The organism is Sodalis-like endosymbiont of Proechinophthirus fluctus, assembly GCF_001602625.1.
Taxonomy (GTDB): domain Bacteria; phylum Pseudomonadota; class Gammaproteobacteria; order Enterobacterales; family Enterobacteriaceae.
Window position 1 is genome coordinate 20699 of record NZ_LECR01000047.1, and the last position, 2574, is coordinate 23272.

Annotated in this window: 2 protein-coding genes; both read right to left on the reverse strand. The window is 53.4% G+C overall.

All coding sequences use genetic code 11. The features are described 5' to 3' along the window. On the reverse strand, window positions 1-1857 hold a 1857-nt coding region (aceE, locus tag BG74_RS05580; protein WP_244267336.1), incomplete at its 3' end, for a pyruvate dehydrogenase (acetyl-transferring), homodimeric type. A gap of 135 nt (window positions 1858-1992) precedes the next feature. Then, window positions 1993-2574, reverse strand: a 582-nt coding sequence (pdhR, locus tag BG74_RS05585) for a pyruvate dehydrogenase complex transcriptional repressor PdhR (RefSeq protein ID WP_244267337.1), incomplete at its 5' end; no start/stop codon positions are given.

The window sequence follows — 2574 nt, forward strand, 5'->3', positions numbered from 1 at the left end:
CTGGTCGCCCGCCGCCCAGCACAGATCACCGATACGCTGGAAACCGAACATCGAATAATAGATGTAGAATGGAATCATCGGCAAATCGTTGGTGCTGTAGGAAGTTGCTGCCGCCAACCAGGAAGAGGCTGCGCCTAGCTCGTTGATCCCTTCTTGTAGGATCTGCCCTTTTTTATCTTCGCGGTAATAGGCGACCTGCTCGCGGTCCTGCGGCGTGTACTGCTGGCCATTGGGGCTATAAATGCCTATCTGGCGGAACAGACCTTCCATGCCAAAGGTACGGGCTTCGTCGGCGACGATCGGCACAAGTCGATCCTTGATCGACTTGTTCTTCAGCATCACGTTCAGCACGCGGACAAAAGCGATAGTGGCAGAGATCTCTTTCTTCTGTTCTTCCAGGAGCGGTGCGAAGTCCTCAAGCGTAGGTAGCTCCAGCGGCTTGGTGAAATCCTTCAGGCGGCTTGGCAGATAGCCGTGCAGCGCTTTGCGGCGCTCGTGCAGATAGGTGTGCTCTTCGGACCCTTCTGCAAAAGTGATGTAGGGCAGCGCTTCAATCTTGTCGTCGGTAATAGTGCTTAGGTTGAAACGATCGCGGAAGTAGCGTAACCCTTCCATGTTCATTTTCTTCACCTGATGCGCAATATTCATGCCTTCCGCGGTTACACCCATGCCGTAGCCTTTAATGGTGTGGGCGAGGATGACTACGGGCTTGCCGGTAGTTTTCTTAGCTTTTTGCAGAGCGGCATAGATTTTCTTCGGATCGTGGCCGCCGCGATTCAGTGCCCATATCTCGTCGTCACTCATGTCCTTCACCAGTGCGGTGGTTTCGGGATATTTACCGAAGAAGTGTTCGCGCACGTAGGCCCCGTTCTTCGATTTAAAGGTCTGGTAGTCGCCGTCTACGGTTTCGTTCATCAATTGAATTAGTTTACCGGAGGTGTCTTTGCGCAGCAGCTCGTCCCAGCGGCTGCCCCAGACCACCTTGATCACTTCCCAGCCTGCGCCGCCGAACACACCTTCCAGCTCGTTGATGATTTTACCGTTACCGATGACGGGACCGTCCAGACGCTGCAGGTTACAGTTAATGATGAACACTAGGTTGTCCAACTTCTCGCGCGTCGCGATAGTAATAGTACCTTTGGATTCCGGCTCGTCCATCTCGCCGTCGCCCAGGAAGGCGTAAACGGTCTGATTGCTGGTGTCTTTTAGAGCGCGGTGGTCCAGATATTTAAGGAATTTCGCCTGATAGATAGCGCTGATGGGACCCAAGCCCATCGATACAGTCGGGAACTGCCAGAACTCCGGCATCAGCTTGGGATGCGGATAGGACGAGAGGCCCTTGCCGTGGACTTCCTGACGGAAGTTGTTCATCTGATCTTCACTCAGGCGACCTTCAAGGAAGGCACGGGCATATACGCCTGGGGAAATATGGCCCTGGAAATAGACCAGGTCGCCGCCATCTTTGTCGTTGCGCGCACGGAAGAAGTGGTTGAAGCACACCTCATAAATCGTGGCGGAGGACTGAAAAGACGCCATGTGGCCGCCAAGTTCCAAATCTTTCCTCGACGCATGCAGCACGATCATGACGGCGTTCCAGCGTATAGCGGAACGGATGCGGCGCTCCAACTCCAAATTACCCGGATACTCTGGCTCCTCCTCGACCGGAATCGTGTTGATATAATTGCGTCCAGCGGCACTTTGCGTGATGCTTACCCCACCTTTGCGCGCTTCGTCCAATACCTGATCAATCAGGAATTGCGCGCGTTCAATACCTTCTTCACGGATAACCGATTCGATCGCCTGTAGCCAGTCGCGTGTTTCGATCGGATCCACGTCATTGTACAAATGTTCTGACATGGTAGTGTTCCTTATCTATCTTTAATATTGGTTTAGTTAGAGTCTGTTCTTCCCTTGCTCTGGCCGTCAGAATATACGAAAACAGGCCCATAGCTTCTGATGCCGAGCAGGACGCCCGTTTCCCTTCCCGGAGGCTTAATCCTTGCGTTTCTGGAGACGTCGAAGCGATCGTTCGCGTCGGCTATGTTCTCGGCCAAGATCCAGCAAAATTTCCTCAATAAACGCCAGATGGCGATGTGACGCCTCGCGCGCCTTTTCTGGCTCGCGTGCGACTATCGCAGAGAAAATTCCGGCGCGGTAGCTGCTCACCTTCGCCAGCATTTTCCGGCACGAGTAGAGTAATTCAAAATTTTGACGCACGTTGTTTTTCAGCATAGGCCCCATACAGTGCACCAGATGCAATAAAACCGCATTATGCGCCGCTTCGGTAACAGCGATTTGATAATTCACGATGGCATCGGCTTCCACGTCGAGATCACCACTGTCCTGCGCTGCCTGAATTCCCTGATGGCACTCACGGATATGCTCGAAATCCTGCTCGGTTCCGCGCAGCGCCGCATAATAGGCAGCGATGCCTTCAAGGGCATGACGGGTCTCTAATAGGTCGTATTGCGATTCAGGATGTTCCACTAACAGTTCGGTCAGCGGATCGCTGAAGCTCTGCCATAAATTACTTTGCACAAATGTCCCTCCTCCCTGCCTCCGCAGCAGCAGGCC